The organism is uncultured Clostridium sp. (assembly GCF_937920395.1).
In the GTDB taxonomy this organism is placed as follows: domain Bacteria; phylum Bacillota; class Clostridia; order Clostridiales; family Clostridiaceae; genus Clostridium_AD.
On the sequence record NZ_CALEVF010000076.1, the window covers coordinates 1 to 19,065 of the forward strand.

Consider the following 19,065-nt stretch of genomic DNA (forward strand, 5'->3'; position numbering starts at 1 on the left):
GAACTTAAATCTACAATAAGTTATATTCTGTAAATGATAATATGAGGAGCCGGATACCTTAATTGGGCACGTCCGGTTCTGAGAGGGGCTTGGTGGAGTAATTCACTGAGTCTACTCGACGGGGATTTTATGAGCGATACGAATTTGCTATTGAAAAAATATCTTCAGAATTTGCTCCTTCAGAATTTATGTTGGTTGCTAAATTATTACCTAAGGAAATAGATGTAATAAAGAATAATAAGAAGTTACTAGAAAGTGATTTAGATTTTGATCTAAAAATAGATCCCAATATACCAAAAGAATTTATTGTATGGGCTAATGGTAAAAAAATTCAAAATATAAACAAACTTATAATTGAATCCGGTATATTTAGTCCATATGAAATATCCAGACAAGTTCATTTGAATTTTATGCTGAACATTCTAGGAATTATTTTAACAGGATTTTTCAATAGAAATATAGATAAAAGTATATTAGAACAATATGCTAATAAATTTGAGTTAAAAGATGAAATCGTAGATAAATTAGAAACTATAGCTTCAAAAATATTAAAATTAAGATTGAGAAAAGATTCTTATTGGTTAAATAAAGCTAATCTTTTCTCACTTATGATAGCATTTTATAATAATTATGATAGTATTATTTTAATAAATGAAAAAGAAATTAAAAAAGCGTTAGTAACTTTTGAGTTAAATGTTCCACAAGAATATTCTTTGGCAGCTAAAGAAGGTGTAAATAATAAAAAAGAAAGGTTAATTAGAAATAAATATATAGAAAAATTAATTAATGAAATTAAATATTAATATATATTAAAAGGTTATCTACTTCATGGTGATAGCCTATTTTATTGTATTAAAGTAAACAATAAGTGCAGAAAGTAAGTGCCAATTAGTGCAAAGGATAAAAACAATCATGATAATATAAGTGAATTAATGCCATTTATTTCAAAAATATTAGCTAAGAATAATGTAGATAAATAGAATAAGTCGTCAATAATAGAGTCTACAAATATATCTGGGAAAGAGAGTGGATTATCTGATTTATTTGAGATAGAAAGTTATTTAAGAGGAAATGTAGCTTATTTTGAGTCTAACATTAGTTTTAACAATAAATTGTATTGTTATTATTTTTAATATACATCATGATTTAAAAGTGTTAATATTATGATGTATATAATTAAAATAATAAAACATAATTGGAGTGACATAGTTATGGCAAAAGTGGGGCGACCAGCTGGTGAAGTAAAAACAGCTAAAATAGAAGTTAAGCTTGAACCTAAAATGAAATCTGAATTTCAACGACTTGTTAAGGAAAAGGGTTCTAATTCATCGGTTACAATATGTGAATTGATATCCGAATATATTAAAAGAGAAGGCGGGGATAGCTTTGGAAAATAGAGTATGCTCGTTATGTAGCGGATGTGGCGGATTGGATTTGGGATTTATACAAGCAGGGTTTAATGTTATATGGGCAAATGATATGGATAAATATGCTGTAGAAACATATAAAGCAAATATTGGTGATTATATTGTTCAAGATGATATTAATAATGTTGAAATAGACAAAATACCAAAGCATGACATTTTAATCGCTGGATTTCCCTGTCAGCCATTCAGTATTATGGGAAAAGAGAGAGGTTTTGAAGATCATAGAGGTTCATTATTTTTTAGAATTTGTGAAATAATAGATTTTCATACACCTAAAATTGTTGTACTTGAAAATGTTGGAAGACTTCTGACGCATAAAAAAGGTGAAACCTATAAGATTATTAAAAATGAATTATCTAAAAGGGGATATAATGTTTTTACGAGTAAATTAAACAGCAGTGGATTTGGTGTTCCCCAGACTCGAAATAGGCTGTTTATTGTATGTTTTAAAAATAAAGATATTGAATTTAAATTTCCTGAGGAAATTCCAACTAATATAAAATTAAAAGATGTTCTTCAAAAAAATGTAGATAGAAAGTATTATTTGAGTGAAAAAATTAAGATCACAATACTATCTCATGGGAGCGGTGGATATGTTTCTAAACCCGAAGTTGACTTAGAAATAGCAAGACCATTATGTGCAACTATGGGAAAAATGCATCGTGCTGGTCAAGATAATTATGTGACTACAGAACTAGGACTACGTAGATTAACACCTAGAGAATGTGCTAGATTACAAGGCTTTGATGAAGACTATAATATAGTTTCTTCAGATTTCCAAGCATACAAGCAATTTGGAAATGCAGTAACTGTTAATGTGGCACGTGCAGTTGCAGAAAAAATAAAGCTGTGTATTAGAGATGAATAAATATCAGTATGAAATTGAAAAAATATTAAAGTTACAGTATGCGGAGCAAAGTTATAACATTGATAAGTTACTAGGAGTAGAGAGTATAAATAAATTTGCAGTACGAATAGGATATGAATATCAATTGCCACCAGAGGATACTATTGCGGAAAAGGTTATACTATTTCATTTGACGAGTGTTTGTTTACAAGAACCAAAGTGTAGTGTTTGTATAATTAATATTTTTTGCAAATATTATAGAAAAAATGCCGTGAAAAAAATTAAAAATAATGATTTAACTATGATTGATTTATTTTGTGGAGCTGGTGGGTTTTCACTTGGATTTTCACAAAATGAATTTAAAACTGTTTTTGCGGTGGACAATCAAGAATGTTGCATTGAAACATATAAAATTAATCATCCTAGTGTTAATGAGTCTAGAATACTCTGCAGAGATATTGAACACGTTAGTGAAGAACTTGATTTAGCAATGGAAGGTTTTGATGTTGATGTTGTAATAGGAGGTCCACCATGCCAAGGATTTAGTATGGCTAATAGACAAAAATTAATTAATGATCCGAGAAATAAACTTTATAAGTATTTTGTTGACACTATAGAAAAGGTAAAACCAAAATTTTTTGTAATGGAAAATGTTGAGGGAATGTTAAAAATCAAAGATGAAATTATTGAAGATTTTGCGTCACTTGAAACAGCATATACAGTCGTTCCTATGCGCATTAATGCTATAAATTTCGGAGTACCACAAAATAGAAAAAGAGTATTTTTTATTGGAACAAGAACGTGTGCAAATGTTAATGATATTATTGAACAAATTATTAAAGTAGCTGGAGATAGATCAAAAACTACACTTAATGATGCACTTTATAGTATGAAAGTGCTAAGTGCAAGTACTGAGAAAAATGCAACAAATAAAGACTCAAAAACTGCCGGAAGCAGAGTAGATATAAAATTGAATGATACAACTAATGACTATATTAATTTAATAAATATGGGAAAGAACTCAAAGTTTGTTTTTAATCACAAGGCAAGATATAACAATCCTAGAGACATAGAGATATTCACAAAATTGAATCCAGGAGATAGATCAGATGATCCCAAAATAGCTGATATAATGCCGTATGCAAATAGAAATGATATTTTTAAAGATAAGTATTATAGGTTACGAGGTAATAAACCATGTAAAACAATAACTGCTCACATGAAGTATGATTGTAATATGTATATTCACCCTCGCGAGGCAAGGGGATTAACTGTACGTGAGGCAGCGAGGATTCAGTCATATCCAGATAATTATTATTTCAGTGGCCCATTTACAAAAACCTATATGCAGGTTGGTAATAGCGTTCCACCTCTTGTATCTAGAACTATAGCATATGTAATTAGAAACTTTCTTGAATTATAATGTATCTAGAAAATTCTTATAATATGTGAGACTATGAAGCCTAATAGTTGTAATAAATATTAGTCTACTTGAACTGTGGATATAAGGTGGACATTGGTATAAATAAACAAATAAATATAAATAATTACTATATAATATATAAAATTAAAAATTTAGTAAACAATTTATACAACTAGTAATATTATTAATTTTAAACGCTCTAAATTCTTTAAAAGAGATTAGAGCGTTTAGTTTTATTGTAATTTAATAGTATAGAAACTTTTTTATTTTGAAGGATATTGAGCTTATTTGTAGAATAGTGGTAATATAGTAAATAATATTATATTTTGTAAGTTATATATATGATAGTTAATTGTAGAGTATATAATAAATTCAAAAAATAATGTAATTAGTTATTTTGTATTAGCGATTATTGATCTAATTTCAATTAAGTACACACATCATTATAAATAGGATGTTGTGTACTAATTGAAATTGCTCCAATTGCACTAGAAAAATATATAATGAGGGGATAACATATATGCTTTATATTAGGGGGTATTATAGTAACTTTTAATATTAATTTGAGATATATTGAAAACTCAGGTATTACTAAAAGCTAGGTGGCTAAATATAAATATATCATGTAAAAACAATAGATGATGAAGATATTTTACTTTTTAATTCAATTGAAAAAAGGTGGTCCACGATTATTTATTATAATATACGTTTATTGTGAGAACTTAACGTTAATCCATGAATATTATTTAGAGAGAAGGTTTGGACTATGGCAACTTACAAAAAGAATCCACCTGAAGCAAGTATTTTAATGGAATCAATGAGAGCAATGGGGTATACATTTGAAGCTGCTATTGCAGATGTTTTGGATAATAGCTTGAGTGCTCAGTCACGAAATATACAACTTGTTTTTCCTACTGAGCCGCAGGATTGTTATATAGCAATTTGTGATGATGGTCAAGGGATGTCAAATTCACAATTGTATGATGCGATGAAGTACGGATGCAATGTAAATGAAGGGAATAGGACCGAATATGATCTTGGGCGATTCGGTTTAGGTCTAAAAGCAGCTTCGTTATCTCAATGCAAGAACTTGACTGTCGCAAGTAAATGCAAAGGTAGTCTTTCTGCATATGTTTGGGACATAGATTTTGTAAAACTTAAAAAGGACTGGATCATTAAAGAATTAAATTCAGAAGAAATTCGTAATATAAGAGAAATTAATCGTCTAGACGAATTGGAAAGTGGCACTGTGGTTCTTTGGCAAAATTTTGATGTTATAGAAAAATCCACAGGGAATGTCTTTACTACATTGGACAGGTACAAAGATAGAACAGCTGAGTATTTAGCACTAATTTTTCATAGATTCATAAACTCAGATAAGGAAAAACGAGTAACAATTAAAATCAATAATTTTACAATTGAAGGATTAGATCCATTTTTGGAAAAACACAAAAAAACTAACCATAGAAAGGAAATACAAATTCCAATTGAAGACTCGAATGGGGTAGAAAGATATATAACTGTAAGTCCATATGTTCTTCCATTTCAGAAGGATATGGCTAAAGATGATTTTAAAAGAATTGGTGGAGTAGAAAACTATAGAACAAAGCAAGGGTATTATATATATAGAAATGAAAGACTGATAGTATGGGGCACATGGTTTGGATTGCCAAGAAATGAACTAACAAAGAATGCTCGTATAAAAGTTGATATTCCTAACACTTTAGATGATATATGGGGAATAGACATAAAAAAACAGAATGCTACTATTCCCAGAAAAGTTAGGGCTCAACTTAAGAGAGCTGTTGATGAAGCTATGGATATTGCTATTAAGTCGCAGGTTTATCGTGGAAGGATACAGAATGTAAATGATCACTTGGATTATGTTTGGGATAGAATAGAAGCGAGAAACGGAAAATATATTTGTAAAATAAACAGAAAATCGAGAATTTTTGACTTCTTAAAAAATAAAGATATTGATGATAATGTATTAAGCAGATTTGAAATGATTCTTGAAGAATTAGAAAATACCTTGCCATATCAACAAATTTATATAGATATGTCTGGTAACAAGATATCCGATGAGATTGGGACTGATCGTTTAAAAGATGTATATAATAAAGCACGATTTTTAATTGAAATGAATGATAAAATGGGAATTATGGATTATGATAGCTTTATTGAAAAAATATTTATTTCAGAACCGTTTTGTAAATACATTCAATTAAAAGAAAAACTTCAGGGGGAGTATAAGAATGGAAATTAACAATTTCGAAATTATGAAATGTGTTGAGGCAATTGAACATATGTATAATATATATAGAAGTTCTGAAGATGTTGATGAGCAAAAGCTTCAGACTATTATCGCTTTGGTTATTGGAATGTCTAATTATAAATTTAATGAAGTTGAAGCTAAAAAGGTGAAATCGGAAGCTGAGTATTTGTGCCAAACGAAACATACAAATGGAATAAGTATTACAGATGATTATAATCACTATGATTGGTATTCGGAAAGATTGAAAAAAGACGGCGCATTAGAGCCATTCTTTTGGAAAAGATATAGGGAATATTTATTAGAAGAGCAACATTTAGGACTTAATATTGTAAATAAATTAGATCAAACTACATTGATCGAGTTGATGAATTACCTTGGCGATCCGAAAAGTCATGCTGAATTTCTTCGTAGAGGGCTTATTATTGGTGATGTTCAATCTGGGAAGACTTCTACATATATTGGTATGGTATGTAAAGCGGCTGATGCTGGATATAAGGTTATTATTTTGTTGACTGGAACAATTGAAACATTGAGAAATCAAACACAAAAGCGTGTGGAAGAGGGATTTGTTGGATTTGATATTTCACGCTGTAAAGATGGAGCTCAAACATCTCGAGTAGGGGTTGGTAAAGATGGAAGACCACTTTCGGTTACTGCGATGACATCAAGAGAGTATGATTTTGTTGGAAATATGAACAAAATAACAACTTCGTTAGAAAGTAATAAGGTTGTTGTGTGCGTAATAAAGAAAAATACAACTGTACTTGAAAGATTATATCAGTGGTTATATAAACTTAATGCTGATTCGATAACTAAGAAAATTCATTACCCAATGCTCCTAATTGATGATGAGGCAGATAATGCATCAATTAATACAAACAAACCAGAAGAAAATCCAACTAAAATTAATGAATTAATTCGTAAGTTAGTAGATGTATTTTGGCAAGCTTCATACGTAGGATTTACTGCAACACCTTTTGCAAATGTCTTTATTAATCCAGAAACTACAGAAGACATGTTAAATGACAATTTATTTCCTAATGATTTTATATATAGTTTGCCTACTCCATCAACCTATATAGGGGCTCAAAAGATATTTTATGAAGATGGGAAATACAGAAAAGCTTTAAAGTATATCGAAGATGCTGGTTCTAATGTTGATAATGATTTATTTTGTTATAAAAATACTAAAAGAAAATGGAATGGAACATTACCTAAAAATCTAAATGATTCGATATATATTTTCCTTTTGGCAAATGCTATTAGAGATTTAAGACATGATTTAGATAAGCCTAGAACAATGATGATAAATATTTCACATATTAATGATGTTCAACAATATATGAAAGAGAGTGTTGAACAAATTTATGAAGAAGCATATAACAAAATAAAATTTGATTTATCACATGATTTGGAAAAAAATAAGAAAATCCCAATTTTGAATGCAATATATACTCAATGGAAAAAGAATTATGAGGGTCTAGAATTTACATGGGATCAAATTATAGATACGCTCGTAACATCTATAAAAAACATACAAATAAAAGTAATTAATAGTTCTAAAGGGTCAGATAATTTGGATAATGAAAATAATTCGGATTTACGAGTAATCGAAATTAAACAAGAAGAAAATCCAACTAAAATCAACAAATTAATTCACCAGTTAGTAGATGTATTTTGGCAGGCTACTTATGTAGGATTTGCAGCTACCTACGTAGAATCTACAGCTACACCATTTGCAAAGGAGTTGTCTACCTCACCAAACTATATAGGGAATCAAAATAGCTTTTACAAAGATAGGGTTGAGGATTTATTTTATTATAAGCATAAAAAAAATTGGAAGGGAACATTACCTAAAAGTCTAACTGATTCAATATATACTTTTCTTTTGGCAAATGCTATTAGAGATTTAAAACACGATATAGATAAGCCTAGAACAATGATGATAAATATTTCTAGATTTATTGATGTTCAGCAATATGTGAAAGAAAACGTTGAACAAATTTATGAAGAAGCGTATAGCAAAATAAAATTTGATTTAACCCATGATTTGGGAAAAAATAAAAAAATCCCAATTTTAAATGCTATATATACTCAATGGAAAAAAAATTATGAAGGGTTAGAATTTACATGGGATCAAATTGTAGATACGCTCTTTTATTCTGTAGAAAATATACAAATAAAGGTTATTAATAGTTCTAAAGGGTCAGATAAGTTGGACTATGAAAATAATCCAGATATAAGAATAATTGCTATTGGTGGTCTATCCTTATCTAGAGGTTTAACGCTTGAAGGTTTAATTATAAGCTATTTTTACAGAAACACATCAACCTATGACGTACTTATGCAGATGGGAAGATGGTTTGGTTATCGTAAAAATTATGAAGATATATTTAGAATTTGGACAAGTAAAAAATCAGCTGATTGGTATACTGAAATATCAGAAGCTACTGAGTTATTAAAAGAGGATTTGGCTAAGATGAGAGATTGTAAGCGAACCCCACATGAATTTGGTATCAGAGTACGGAATGACAGTACTGAATTACGCATAACAGCTGCAAATAAAATGCGAATAGCAGCTGACAAGACTGAATATACAAGCTATTTTGGTGATGTTTTTGAGACACCTTATTTAATAAATGATATAGCAGTAAATTCGAAAAATTTACAGTTAGTTCATTTGATGGTGAAAAAAGCGAAAAATAATAATATTAAATTTGAGAGATTAAAAGATCAAGGAAAACATTATGCATTAAAATGTGTTCCTAAAGACATAGTTATTAGTCTTTTGAGCCAATTTAAGTCTTCGAAATATAATAGGCGTTTTGATACAAAACAAATTTATAAATTTTTGAACGACTGTGAAATACCACGGCTAAATTTTTGGGATATTGTATTTTTAGATGGAGAGAAAGATCAACCGTTAATCGAAAATTTTGAGGGTGCTGATATATATCCGGTAAAACGTTCTTGTTCGGTAGATGAATATCAAGAGAAAATAAATATTGGAAGTCGAGGAAAACTTGCTGGTACTGCTGATGGCAAACAGTGTTTGGATGATAAAGAAAAAATTAAATGTGCAGAAGAACACCATAAAAAACAATACTTAGAAGATAAAAAAGTTGAATTCGAAAAAGGCCGCTCTTATCCTATAAATACCTGGTTTAAGTATGTTAAAGATAGGAATCCTCTTTTACTTGTTTATTTGATCAAATTTAGAGAAGATGGTGAAGTTAGTCCAGCAACTACGAAAGTTATTGATTCAACAGAATCATGGGTTGGATTAGGTATGGGCATACCAAATTGCTCTGATAGTAATGCTGAAGTGCATAAGTATAAAACTAATCCAATTTACTCAAAGCAGGAAATTGAAGATATGCTTTCTGAAAACGAGGAGGAATAGAGAAATGTTTAATATACGAGAGAGATTCAATGAATTAAAATCATATGGATATTTCATAAAGGCTGATACTGAACATACTTTGGATTGGTATATTGGAATTGATGATCAGGGAAGAAAATCAATTAAACTTAGAGCAAAATTTTCACCCAAAAGTATTATTGGGACGAATTCAATTATAGTGAGTCAATATAAAAATGATGATTTTAATACAATAGTTTTCTCGCTGGTAGACAACGAGGTTAGTGGATTATTTTATAGATTTTGTGAAGATTTAATGGAAACATCAAGAAATATTGATGAACCTGACTTGGGTTATACCAATATCATTAATAGATTTTTATTATGGAAAAAAATGTTTTTGAAGCAAAAGAGCGAATTTTTAACTGAGCCAGAAATCATGGGATTAATCGGAGAAATTTTATTTATGAAGGAGGAACTGTTTGAACTATATGGGAAACACAAAGCATTGTTAAGTTGGAGTGGACAGGAACTGACACATAAGGATTTTTCAAATGATAATACATGGTATGAGGTTAAGACTATGCAAAGAGGAGGTCAAACAGTTAAGATTTCATCTATTGAACAGCTTGAAAGTGATAAGATAGGTGAGCTTGTTGTATATAGCCTGGAAAAAATGAGCCCGGTTTTTAATGGAATTAAATTAAATAAACTTGTTTCAGAGATATATGAATCACTTGAGAATGAGGATGATAAAGGGGATTTTCTTACTAAAGTATCCCTTCAAGGATTTTCATATAATGATCATTATGATGATTATGTTTATGAAGTTAGCGATTGTAGAAGGTTTTTAGTTGATAAAGATTTTCCGAAACTTGATAGACGCAATTTAATTTCAGCAATTGTAAAGGCTCAGTATGAATTATCATTAGTTAATATTATGGAATATCTGATTAAATAGATAAAGAGGGGTATGTATGGACGTAAATGAATATCGTAAAGAGTTTATTGAGGGATTACGAGCTGATGCAGCAATTAATTGTACTGATACAGATGATGAATTCATAGCTAGGTCATTAGAAATATTGGAGTCATTGGGCGAAGTTAATGATCCAGTTAAGTTCTACTTTGGAAAAAAAGGCCGAAGAAATAGAATGATGCAATTTCATGCGTATGCGTTTGATGAAGCTGATGGATCAATTGTACTGATTATTAGTGATTTTAAAGATGCATTTGATCTAGAGATGCTGACAATGACGCGGATTGATTTATTATACAAAAGAATGGTTACGTTTATTGAAGAGGTATATAAAGGTAAGCTAAGTGAGTTTTGTGATGATTCAGACCCAACACTTGATGTGGCTAAGGAAATAAGAATTAAAATTGGAGGAGATATTTCAAAAAGTAGTATTTTAAAATTCAAATTCTATATTATTTCAAATGCAAAACTTAGTCAAACAGTTAAGTCGCTTAAAAAAGAGGATTTATTGGAGAGACACGTTGAATTAAATGTTTGGACTATAGAGCGTTATTTTGAAATAATGCAGTCACTTAACAATGAACCGATAGTTATCGACGTAAATCAATTTGGTATTAGTGGTATTCCATGTCTAAAAGCGAAAATGAATGATGGATTAGATTACGATGCTTATTTGGCAATAATACCAGGTAAGTTTCTTGCTGATATATATTTGACTTATGGTAGTAGACTTCTTGAAGGAAATGTGAGAGCATTTTTGAGTGTAAAGGGAAACGTAAATAAGGGGATTAGAAATACAATTATTAAAGAACCTAACAAATTTTTTACATATAATAATGGAATTGCCGTAACAGCAGAGCATGTTGAATTCACACAAAGTGAAAATGGCCTCGAAATTACTTGTATGAGGGATTTGCAAATCATTAATGGTGGTCAAACTACTGCATCTTTAGCTAGTGCAATAATTAAAAAAGATAATGCTGAATTATCAGATATTTTTGTTCCAATGAAGTTGACGGTAATTAAAACAACTGGTAGTGAAGAGGAAAGAGGAGAAATTTATAATACGATGGTTGAGAAGATTTCCAAATGTGCTAATTGTCAGAATCCAGTTAAGGATGCTGATTTCTTCTCCAATAGTCCGTTCCATATTTTAATGGAAAAAATGTCGAGGAAGTATATGGCTCCACCTGTTCAGGGTAATCCATATCCTACGGTATGGTATTATGAGCGTTCTCGTGGAAAATGGGAACAAGAGCAAATGAAATTGACTAAATCGGAAAGAGAAAAATTCAAGGCTAAATATCCTAAAGATCAGAAATTAACAAAAGAAGAATTAGCAAAATATTTAAATACTATGGCTGGCATGCCTCACATTGTGGCGATGGGTTCTGCAAAAAACATGAAATATTTTGCAGAAAATATTGAAAAACAATATACAGCATCTAAAGAGCAATTTAATGAATTCTATTTCAAAAGAGCAATTTGCGCCGCAATTATGTTTAAGACAGTTGATAAATTGGTAAATAAACAGCCATGGTATCCAAAGGGAGGAAATAAAGCTCAAATTGTACCGTATACAATTTCAAAGATAGTTAGCAGTATAGCAAAAGGATTTGATATAGATTTCATGCTTATATGGAAGAAACAAGTGTTGTATCCTTCGTTTATACATGAGGTAGAGATAGTATCCAAAATAGCACATGAATTTTTAGTAAATTCTAGTGGAGTAATTGTAAGGGAATACGCAAAAAATGTAAAGACGTGGGATGAATTTAAGAGCATACCGTACAGTTTGAGTGAACGTTTTTCTACAGACCTTGTACCAATGGAAGAAATTAAAAATGAAGAGAGACAAGCAAAAAAAGAGCAAAAATTAGATAATGCCTTAGCATTGGAGCTTATAGTTTTACGTTATGGAGCAGATTATTGGCGTAGATTATTAAAAATAGGCTTAGAAAAGAAAATGTTGAATATAAAAGAAATGGAATTGCTTAAAATAGGTACACAAATTGATAGTTTATCGCCTAAAATTCCCTCCTCATTGCAAGCTAAAAATATGATGAAAATTAGAGAAAAGCTTGATGAGGAAGGAATTGTGGTATGATAATGCTAATAGCAGTAATTATTAACTAATTTAATGTTAGAGTTGAAGTATCTTCATTTTATTGGTAAAATATATTTAAAATATTTAGTATAACTAATAAATATTTGTAATTATTTAGACTCATCTTAAACATGTTATTAGTCAGTTTGTTAATCTTCAAAAAATAAATATTTGTATTTAGCACTAATTGGGGTTAGTGCTATTTTTTTATTCTAAAATTAATTTGGATTATATTAAGTAACATATGATGGTATCAGCAGAGTTAATAATAACAATAAAATTTAGTGCTTCTATTTTCCTACATGTTTTATGAAGGAATTTTAGGACTTGTAAAGAATTGTTTAAATAAAGTTGTTATTTTATAAAAATTAATATGTTAGGGATTTAGGATAAAAAAATATATATTGACTTTGCTAACTATGAATTTTAGTAACTTTAGTGATAATATTAGAAATTTATATGCATCGAATCAAGAGGCTTTTAGTGGAGAGTAATTAGCAGAAAACAATTCAAGTAATAAATTGATATATGAGAGGATTTGAAAATGAATAATTTTAAAGTAATATTTGATTTTCTTAATAAATATGGGGGAAATATAGTAATCGCGAATAAAAATAACAGCAATTACAATGAACAAAAACATAGTCAATTAATAACATTAAAGGCAACATCATTTGACAACGAATGGAAAAGCATAGTAGAACATATTATGAATAAAATCAAGGTTAAAAAGATTTTATCTACTCAACAATGGCAAAATAGTGGCAATATATTTGATTACTTTTGGACTCAGTTTAAAAGTGAAGATAGATTAGACTCTGCATCAAGCATATCAGTCTTTGCGCGTAAAAGCAGTATAGAGGTAAAGCTTACATGGCATTTCGCTTATGGGAAAAAGTCGCAGAATTCTTTGAAACAGCATAATATGTGGGTTGCTAGACTTGAAAATTGGGTAAATGGTAAATCAATTGATACCTCAAAATATACAATTTGGTATGGTGGTGATGGCAATGAAGGAAACAAGAGTACGCTTGAAAAATATTTTAATAGTAATGACGAAAAAGATTTGGTTCTAAATGGTAGTGATAGTAGCGGTAAGACATTTCTTATTGAAATAGGTAAGGAATTTAATAAAGAATATGTAGTGGCAAATGGAGATAAGGTTTTAACTGAGATTATAAATACAACAGATGAAATAGAGGAACTATATAAAGCAACATCTAAGAGAATAGATATAATTTCAACAAACAATAATGAAAGTCATGGATTAGGTATTAGTAAGAATTATTATGAGAGTAGACTTAAAATAGATGAAATAAGAAGATATGTTATTTCAAAAAGCTTCATATATCACTATAATGACCTAGCCAACTTCTACCTCTCCCTTAAAACAAAACCATTTATAATTCTTGCAGGTATAAGTGGAACAGGTAAATCTAAGCTAGTTAAATTATTTGCGAATGCTGTTGGGGCTACCTCTGACAATGGACAATATAATATTATCAGTGTTAAGCCAGATTGGAATGATAGTACTGAATTATTTGGTTATAAAAATATAAATGATGAATTTGTTCCTGGTAAGTTAACTGAAATTATTTTTAGAGCATCTAAAGAGGAGAATATTAATAAACCTTATTTTATATGTTTAGATGAAATGAATTTAGCTAGGGTTGAGTATTACTTAAGTGAATATTTAAGCATTATAGAATCCAGAGAATTTGATGTTGATAATAACATTAAAACAGATAGATTATTTCCTGCGGAATATTTGCCAGAAGGAAATAAGTATGCAAATTTAAGAATACCTGAAAATATTTATATTGTAGGTACTGTTAATATGGATGATACCACATTTGCGTTTAGCAGAAAGGTATTAGATAGAGCCAATACTATTGAGTTTTCTGATGTAGACTTAGATGCTTTGGATTTTAATAATGAAGAATGTGAAAGTATTGATGTTGATAACAATTTTTTTAAGACAAGCTTCTTAAATATTAAGGATGCTTTAAATACTGATGATGCATTTGTTAGGCAAACTAATAGTAAGGTTAAAGATATAAATGAGATTCTAGAGCAAGGCAATAAGAATTTTGGATACAGAGTTAGAGATGAGATTGTATTTTATATGTTAGAAAACAAGATCAATGATTTATTAAGTGAAGATGAAGCCTTTGATTTTCAGATAATGCAAAAGATATTGCCAATTATAACTGGTAGTGAGCTTCTTGTTAAGGAAATCTTAATTAAATTATTTAATTACTGCAATACTAACGGTAAAGAAGTTACTGCAACAATTGAGTATATTAAAGAGTGCGAAGTAGAGCTAAAATCAGGCAAAATTAAGTACAAAAAGAGTGCTAAAAAAATACTTATGATGTTAAGAGGTTATGAAGATGGATTTACTTCATTCTGGGCGTAATGATAAGCTTTTAGAAATAGATTGTGCTGATGAATTCTCATTAACATTTAGTGGTGAAAGCATAAATAAGAAAGTAAGAGATTTAAATATCAATATAAATACTGCAGCAACGCTTACAGTAGCCTTAGAATATAAAGATAAAGACAAAGTTACAGTGAAAGTAATTTGTGATAATGGTGAATTAGCAGAAGTTAATGGACCTAATGTTAAGCCTTGTTTTTATGAGAATGGAAAATATCAGCTCATCTTAGAAGTTAAAGATGAAAGCCATTATGAAGTAATTCATATGGGCAGTAATTTAAATAATGTGTTTCAGAAAATAAGTAATTGTTACATTGGAATGATTGATTTTTCGTCGGATATTGGTTTATCCAATTTTATAATTAATAAAGATGGAAAAGATATATTATCTATAGATATAGAGGTCTTTCCGTCTAAAATTGATTATCAAAAGGATTACCTGGATATTATGAATGAAGTAAATGACGAGATATATTCTTTAGCATTTGCCCTTATGGGTAAAACTTATTTAGAAACTAGGTTAGTGGATACTAAACATCAAACCAATGCAGAATTTATTAGTATTTTGAGATGCATATTTGATGATTTAGAAGGAGCTATAAAAAGAATTATAGCAAATCCTAAGCACAACGTAGAAACTATAGAATCTATAAGAAGAGTAGAAAAATCAAGAGTACCTTCTCGTAATACAATAGCTTATCTTAGAAAACATTCAGGCGTGCTTGTAGAAAATCGAAATGGATTTATTAAAGGGAAAGATAAAAATTATATTGCAACAATGTTGGTAGATAAAAGAAAGATAACAACTATAGATATATATGAGAACAGATTTGTTAAGTATATGATAACAAATATTATAAAAAGACTAAATGTTGTTGTTAAAAATATAGTTATAAATATGATTAGTAATAAAGCCAGTAACAATGGTGACAATACTGATTATAAAGTGGAATTACATAAGTTTTTAAAAAATAAGATATCTATATTAAATAAACATCTGAAAAATGGATTTAGTAATGTTAGCAATCTTACTGGTAAAAAAACTATGAGCTTAGTTTTTCAAATGGCTCCAGGGTATAGAGAAGTTTACAAAAAGTATATTATGCTAAGTAAGGGCCTTGCTTTAGGAGATGGACTTTATCAAATGACTCCTAAAAAACTATATTTATTATATGAGATGTGGTGCTATATGAAAATACATCATATTCTCAGTGATTTAGGTTACACGGTAGAGGAATATGAAATATTAAAGTATAAGGATAATGGGTTCTATTTAACGTTATCCCAGGACTCACAGGCTAAGATGATTTATTCTAATAAAAAGAATAGGTTAGAGTTATGGTATAACAAGTCATATTCGTCGCCAACAACTAATCAAAGACCAGATACCGTGCTTAATATTAGAAATTTAAATAATAAAGAGGACAATAGAATTTATATATTTGATGCTAAGTACAGAATTAATGTAGATGATAGTGGCGTTGTAGGTCCAGTTGAGGATGATATAAACGTTATGCATAGATATAGGGATGCAATAGTATCAAAGCTTAGTAATGATGTTCAATTCAAATATGATACCTTTGGGGCCTATGTTATGTTTCCTTATGGAGATGAAGAAAAATTTAAAGAGCATGACTTCTATAAGAGCATAGAAGAAGTTAATATAGGTGCTTTTCCTATGCTGCCGGGAAGTACAAAATTAATAACAAAGCAGCTAAAGAAAATAATAGAGCAATCACCACTAGATGCAAGAAATGATAGGATAGTTATAGATGAGTATGACGATTATGGTAAGTTTAAGCATCTTAATGTAATGGTTGTTAATGTGAAAAATAAAGAGCATTTAAAAGAGTATAAAGAAAATTTATTTTACCATATTCCAGTAGCAAGATTAAAAGAGGTTAGAGACTCAGTTGAGTATTTAGCATTTTATCAATCAATAGAAAGCTTCAAAGGTGAGGGTGGAGTAAGATATTATGGAAAGATAGAAAAATGCTTAGAATATAAGAGAAAAGATTGCACTGAGCTTAAAGCAAGAGCTGGTACAGAGGATGATATATATTTAAGAATTAACTTAGAATCTATAAAAGAAGTTGATAATATAGTCCCAATTCAAACAGGAACTAGACTTGTAACATATACAACTTTGTACCTTTTGAAAAATGCAGAAAATACTCATGAGCTAAAAGTAGGAAGCAGCTTAGAACTTCAGGTATATAAAATATTAAAAAAGGTAGCAAAAGAGAAAGCGGTTAAAATAAAGAAAATAGATAAAGACAAGGGTGCTACAACTAGTAAGAAAGATAAAGTGAGGGAGTATATTATTGGGGATGTGAAGGTAGAAATAGTAGATGGGAGTGGGATAAGGGCGAATGGTGTGGAAACTAGTGTGAAAGGATTAGAAGGGGATATTTTATTATTCCTATAAATTTATAATGTACAGTTTAGTCTAGAATAAAAAATTTGTATGCTTTGTTTGAAATTACATAATATATAATATATGATATAGTTACAGGGTTTAAATAAAAAATTTAGAGTGGAAGTTGATATATATGAAAGTTGAAAGAATAAAAGAAATTCTCAATGGTGGAGAAAGTATAACTGTTGAGTTCAAGCAAAGTAAAAATAAATTAAATAAAGATGTTTTTGAATCGGTATGCGCATTTCTAAATCAAAATGGAGGACACTTATTTCTTGGTGTTGAAGATAAAGGTGGTATTGTAGGAATTAATCCAGAGGCAATAGAGAAGGTTAAGAAGGAGTTTGTGACTTCTATGAATAATCCTCAAAAAATTAGCCCAACTTTTTATTTATCTGTCGAGGAAATAGAGATTGAAGGGAAAGTGGTTCTTTACATTTTTGTGCCAGAGAGTTCTCAGGTTCATAGGTGTAATGGGAAAATTTATGATAGAAATGAAGATGGAGATATCGACATCACTCATAATACAAATCTCGTTTCAGAAATGTATATGAGAAAGCAGGGCACATATACAGAAAATCGCATTTTCCCATTTGCGGAAATATCTGAACTCAAGGCTGAACTTTTAATAAAAGTTAGAAAAATGGCTGAAAATGAAAGATCAAATCATCCATGGAAGTCAATGAATGACCTAGAACTTTTAAAAAGTGCAGGCCTATTTCTTAAAGATCCCCAAAGTGGTAAAGAGGGCATCACTCTTGGAGGTATTCTCATTTTTGGAAATGAAGAGTTGATTCATGCAGCGTTGCCTCATTATAGAACTGATGCTATTTTACGAAGAGTAAATTTAGATCGTTATGATGATAGGGATGATATTCGGTAAATCGGATGGGTGGATGAATTGGGATCAGGAGTCAGAAATATTTATAAATACAATAAGATATACTCTGGCGCTGAGCCTATTTTTATTGAAGGAGATATTTTTAAGACGATTATTCCGCTAACTTCGCAAGTTACCATGCAAGCTACCATGCAAGCTACCATGCAAGCTGATGAAGAAGTAAAAGATTTATTGGAATTTTGTGTGATACCAAGAAGCAGAAGTGAAATGCAAGGCTTCATGGTTCTTGCTAATAGAGACTATTTCAGAAAGAATATTTTAAACCCTTTAATTAAAGGGGGATTATTGAAATTAACAATGCCAGATAAACCGACAAGCCCAAAACAAAAATATTATTCTAAGAAAAGATAATACTTTATATTCAAATGTTTTCTAGTAAGGCGATGACATCAAATCATCGCCTAATTCATTGTTGGAAGATCAAATTTTTAATTAATGAGAGGTTAATCTATCATGTTAAAGCATTATTACTAGGTTAGAATCCTTTAAAATAACAAGGATAAGGTCTACATTACACTTCCAGTAAACATATAGGACCTTTTGTTGTAGTTTTGCGAAAAAATTCTTAAACAATTACTAAAAATTTCTAATTATAGTAATATTGCAACTAAATATGAGATATGTAATTAGCTTAGATCATTGATATATAAGGATTTATAAGTAATTAGTAAATTGCTGTTGTAATCTACTATAATTTTTGAAAACAAAAGGGGAATCCAATAATGAATTCCCTTTTAATGTATACATATATCTGATTTGTTGACAAGTATATCATTTTATCATAATATTGTGGATAAAATGGTTTAATAAATTTAGACATATATGGTGAGGATGAGGAAGGTGGGATAAAATGCAAATATGTTGTACAAAGAAACTGCAAGATGAG

At 29.6% G+C, this 19,065-nt stretch carries 12 protein-coding genes; all 12 read left to right on the forward strand.

What is annotated here, in order from left to right:
* Positions 1–188 precede the first annotated feature (188 nt).
* The 12 genes from Q0649_RS08240 to Q0649_RS08295 all read left to right on the forward strand — a co-directional run bounded on the left by Q0649_RS08240 (position 189) and on the right by Q0649_RS08295 (position 18,530).
* The gene (locus Q0649_RS08240) at positions 189–803 is read left to right on the forward strand and encodes a hypothetical protein (RefSeq protein ID WP_298840076.1); all 615 of its coding nucleotides are present in this window, start codon (positions 189–191) and stop codon (positions 801–803) included.
* Positions 804–1,211: 408 nt separating this feature from the next.
* Positions 1,212–1,397 carry an antitoxin gene (locus Q0649_RS08245; protein ID WP_298840078.1) on the forward strand — a complete coding sequence of 62 codons (186 nt, stop codon included), beginning with the start codon at positions 1,212–1,214 and terminating at the stop codon, positions 1,395–1,397.
* Entirely contained in the window at positions 1,387–2,295 is a 909-nt protein-coding gene (locus Q0649_RS08250) for a DNA cytosine methyltransferase (RefSeq protein WP_298840081.1), read from the forward strand. The genes Q0649_RS08245 and Q0649_RS08250 overlap by 11 nt, the downstream gene beginning before the upstream one ends.
* Positions 2,288–3,697 (forward strand): DNA cytosine methyltransferase, encoded by a 1,410-nt coding sequence (locus Q0649_RS08255; RefSeq protein ID WP_298840084.1) that lies wholly within the window; start codon positions 2,288–2,290, stop codon positions 3,695–3,697. The genes Q0649_RS08250 and Q0649_RS08255 overlap by 8 nt, the downstream gene beginning before the upstream one ends.
* 766 nt (positions 3,698–4,463) lie before the next feature.
* The gene (locus Q0649_RS08260; protein WP_298840086.1) at positions 4,464–5,963 is read left to right on the forward strand and encodes an ATP-binding protein; all 1,500 of its coding nucleotides are present in this window, start codon (positions 4,464–4,466) and stop codon (positions 5,961–5,963) included.
* Positions 5,953–9,375 (forward strand): Z1 domain-containing protein, encoded by a 3,423-nt coding sequence (locus Q0649_RS08265; RefSeq protein WP_298840089.1) that lies wholly within the window; start codon positions 5,953–5,955, stop codon positions 9,373–9,375. Before Q0649_RS08260 ends, Q0649_RS08265 begins: the two co-directional genes overlap by 11 nt.
* A gap of 4 nt (positions 9,376–9,379) precedes the next feature.
* Positions 9,380–10,294, forward strand: a complete 915-nt coding sequence (locus Q0649_RS08270) for a PD-(D/E)XK motif protein (protein ID WP_298840091.1) — start codon at positions 9,380–9,382, stop codon at positions 10,292–10,294.
* A 16-nt stretch (positions 10,295–10,310) separates the two neighbouring features.
* Positions 10,311–12,419, forward strand: coding sequence for an AIPR family protein (locus tag Q0649_RS08275; RefSeq protein WP_298840094.1), 2,109 nt, complete (start codon positions 10,311–10,313; stop codon positions 12,417–12,419).
* 544 nt (positions 12,420–12,963) lie between these two features.
* The gene (locus Q0649_RS08280; RefSeq protein ID WP_298840097.1) at positions 12,964–14,838 is read left to right on the forward strand and encodes an McrB family protein; all 1,875 of its coding nucleotides are present in this window, start codon (positions 12,964–12,966) and stop codon (positions 14,836–14,838) included.
* Positions 14,813–17,287, forward strand: a complete 2,475-nt coding sequence (locus Q0649_RS08285) for a DUF2357 domain-containing protein (protein ID WP_298840100.1) — start codon at positions 14,813–14,815, stop codon at positions 17,285–17,287. The genes Q0649_RS08280 and Q0649_RS08285 overlap by 26 nt, the downstream gene beginning before the upstream one ends.
* A 124-nt stretch (positions 17,288–17,411) precedes the next feature.
* Positions 17,412–18,161 carry a helix-turn-helix domain-containing protein gene (locus tag Q0649_RS08290; RefSeq protein WP_298840103.1) on the forward strand — a complete coding sequence of 250 codons (750 nt, stop codon included), beginning with the start codon at positions 17,412–17,414 and terminating at the stop codon, positions 18,159–18,161.
* An 18-nt stretch (positions 18,162–18,179) separates the two neighbouring features.
* Entirely contained in the window at positions 18,180–18,530 is a 351-nt protein-coding gene (locus Q0649_RS08295; RefSeq protein ID WP_298840106.1) for a Fic family protein, read from the forward strand.
* The last annotated feature ends 535 nt before the right edge of the window (positions 18,531–19,065 follow it).